We start from the raw sequence: 3,330 nt of genomic DNA on the forward strand, positions 1-3,330 counted from the left end.
TAGCCGCCACCGCTGTATGTATTCGCTGTGGTAAGGCATCAAAGGCTTGACGCAGTACCCCATCTTTGCGATAGCGCACCCGCAACTGCTCCTCTTGGGGTTCGATGTGAATGTCAGAAACCCCTTCTTGTAAAGCCTTAGCCAGGATTTTGTTAACCAAGTTGATGATCGGAGCCCCACCTGCCTCATTCAAAGAAGAATCTAGGTCTGCTTCCGCTTCCTCTGGGGCATCCTGTAAAGTATCGAATGAGCCTAAATTCTCTAAATCCTCCTTTACATCTACGGATTTTTGTTGATCTAGTTGCTTTTGCCGTGCCAACTGATCGTCAAGATACTGACTAATGATTTGCTGATAGTCTTCCTTAGTGATGACCATCCGTTGCAACTTGATTCCCTGAGGTCGTAGAATCCGATTCAAATCATCCTGGGCTTCTAGATCATCAGGAGAAACCATTGCCACCAAAACCGATGGCGGCTCAGTTTCATGCTTAGATATGGGGAGCAGGTGATAGCGACGGCAAATATCAATGGGAATCAGGGTTTCGATCAAGCCACCGACTTGCTGAGTGGAAATATCACTAATTTCCGGATCTAGAGACTCAACACCAAAAAGAACTTTTAGTTCAAACAACTGCTGCTTCTTGTATTGACGGATCAAGTCCGGTGGTAACTGACGTCCGGTCATTGCTTCGACGACTTCCGTCAGTGGTCTTCCGGACTTGCGAGTTTCCAGCATTGCTTGCTGCATCTGGTCAGCATTAACGTAACCAGCCTGAATCAGTTTATTGCCAAATGGAGAAAAATCGTTACGGACTACTAGGGCGCGTCGTTGAGATGAGGAGTAAGTCATGACGGAATAGGAGCTCTCCTTACTTTACACAGTATTCCCAAAAGCCTTATGTTAACTAACATAGGAGTGGCTGCCACTCTGGTTATTTTTACCTTTTAGTTAGATTGACGGACTAGAATAATTTGTCGCAGTTAAATATTGCATTATACATCATAATAAAAACTCAGTCAAGTCATTGGCTGTATAATTATTATCAACCCCTAATCCATCAAGGTGGTTCACAATCTCAGATGCTAGATTTTGATTAATGACTGATTTAGCCACAACATTCAACTATGCAACAAGACCAGCCAAAGTATGCAACAAGACCAGCCAACGGAAGTAGCGCCATCAAGGACAGTGGTAAGGGTACAGGCCATAAGGATCTGATCGGCTACACTTCCAACAGCAGCATTCTTGCTGACGGAGGTGTGGAAGACCACACAGTTGAGGTAAGTTTACGGTCGGAGTAACTCTCAATCAGGTTAGAAACCAATGCTATAGTCGTTAGACTGAACGTGGTTAGTTTACAAAATTTGCTGGAAAATTGGTTGGCTAGTAAGAAATTATAGATAAACTAGCACTTTATTGAATTGGGATGAGTGGAGCATGATTGACGAAGCAAAACAGTCAGATAACACTTCGCAGCAGACAAACGAAGAGTCCACCACGGTACTCGAAGACAATCATGAGGCGGAAGCGGTAGCCGTAGCATCTGACTCAGATGTCAACCCTGAAGCAGCACAACCAACTGAATCCCCTGCTGCTGAAGCATCTGAGTCAGGGCTCAACGACCAAGAAGCCCAGACCGATGTAGCTGCAACAGCTACTACCGATGAATCACCTACCGAGGACGATGCCAAGATTCTAGAAACAATCAAGCAGGAAAATCAAGCCCTGAAAGCTCAACTAGAAGAGCGAACTCAGCAATGTGACTCCTTTAAATCTCAATACATCCGGATTGCGGCAGATTTTGAGAACTTCCGCAAACGGTCAACTAAAGAGAAAGAAGACTTGGAACATCAAGTTAAAGGAAACACGATCACTGAGTTATTGTCAGTAGTAGATAATTTTGAACGGGCGCGTACCCAAATTAAGCCTCAAAATGATGGGGAAATGTCGATTCACAAAAGCTATCAAGGTGTTTATAAACAGCTGGTAGACAGTCTCAAGCGCCTTGGGGTTGCTGCGATGCGACCAGAAGGGCAAGAGTTTGACCCCAATCTCCACGAAGCGGTGATGCGAGAACCAACGGATGACTATCCAGAAGGAGTGGTCATAGAACAGCTAATGCGGGGTTATTTACTTGGGGAGCGGGTGCTGCGTCACGCTATGGTGAAAGTAGCTGCTGCGGCAGAACCACAGGAAACCTCGGAAGGTCAGAAGTCTGCTGAGGCGGAAAATTAGCTGCCATTGATTGGTTAACCTTCCTTTGGTGTCAGCCTCTGATCATCCTACCAAAAGGGATGTAGCACCAAGGGAAGTTCTATTATTTTGAGCAACTCAACAAAAAATCAAACTAAAATAACTTTACTAACCGTTAAGCTGCAACCCTATGGGAAAAGTTATTGGCATCGACCTAGGCACAACCAATAGTTGTGTTGCTGTCTTAGAAGGAGGTAAACCCATAGTCATTTCCAGCTCGGAAGGTGGGCGAACCACACCGAGTATTGTGGGATTTGGCAAGTCAGGGGAGCACCTAGTGGGTCAACTGGCCAAGCGTCAAGCAGTGACCAATGCGGAAAACAGTGTCTACAGTATCAAGCGCTTTATCGGACGTCGTTGGGATGAAACCGCTACAGAGCGTTCCCGTGTTCCCTATACCTGTGTTAAGGGTCGTGATGAGACGGTAGATGTAAAGATTCGGCATCGCGAGTACACCCCTCAGGAAATATCGGCCATGATCTTACAAAAGCTCAAGGCTGATGCTGAAACCTTTCTTGGGGAACCAGTGACTCAATCCGTGATCACAGTTCCGGCCTACTTTACCGATGCGCAACGACAAGCCACCAAGGATGGGGGTACCATTGCTGGATTGGAAGTGTTGCGCATTATAAATGAACCCACTGCTGCTGCTCTTGCCTATGGCTTAGATAAGTTGGATCAAGACCAAGTTATATTGGTGTTTGACTTGGGGGGTGGTACCTTTGATGTATCAGTTCTGCAACTGGGTAATGGGGTCTTTGAAGTAAAGGCAACGTCTGGTAACAATCACTTGGGGGGAGATGACTTCGATAACGTGATTGTCCGCTGGATGGTGGAAAACTTTAAAGCCAAAGAGGGCATCAATCTCACCCAAGACAAAATGGCTCTTCAGCGTTTGCGAGAGGCGGCGGAAAAGGCAAAAATTGAACTGTCTAGCATGGTAGCCACCCCCATCAACTTGCCCTTCATTACTGCTGATGAAACAGGACCAAAACACTTAGAGATGGAGTTGTCCCGGGCTAAGTTTGAAGAACTATCCAGGGACTTGATTAACGCAACTATAGAACCGGTAAAGA

General features: G+C 46.0%; 4 protein-coding genes. 3 read left to right on the plus strand and 1 reads right to left on the minus strand.

The genetic code is table 11. From position 1 onward, the window contains the following. Positions 1 to 850: ATPase, T2SS/T4P/T4SS family (locus tag F6K20_RS30550; protein WP_287297223.1), on the minus strand; the 850-nt coding region annotated here is incomplete at its 3' end. A gap of 275 nt (positions 851 to 1,125) precedes the next feature. Between F6K20_RS30550 and F6K20_RS30555 the strand changes: the two genes are divergently transcribed. The 3 genes from F6K20_RS30555 to F6K20_RS30565 all read left to right on the plus strand — a co-directional run. Next, positions 1,126 to 1,302: a hypothetical protein gene (locus tag F6K20_RS30555; protein ID WP_009149229.1), complete on the plus strand. Its 177-nt coding sequence runs from the start codon at positions 1,126 to 1,128 to the stop codon at positions 1,300 to 1,302. Between the two features lie 136 nt (positions 1,303 to 1,438). After that, on the plus strand, positions 1,439 to 2,236 hold the full coding sequence (grpE, locus tag F6K20_RS30560; RefSeq protein WP_009149230.1) for a nucleotide exchange factor GrpE: 798 nt from the start codon (positions 1,439 to 1,441) through the stop codon (positions 2,234 to 2,236). 148 nt (positions 2,237 to 2,384) lie between these two features. After that, positions 2,385 to 3,330 (plus strand): Hsp70 family protein (locus F6K20_RS30565; protein ID WP_287297225.1); only part of this gene is annotated, 946 nt, incomplete at its 3' end.

It is taken from the genome of Moorena sp. SIO2C4 (assembly GCF_010672485.1).
In the GTDB taxonomy this organism is placed as follows: domain Bacteria; phylum Cyanobacteriota; class Cyanobacteriia; order Cyanobacteriales; family Coleofasciculaceae; genus Moorena; species Moorena producens.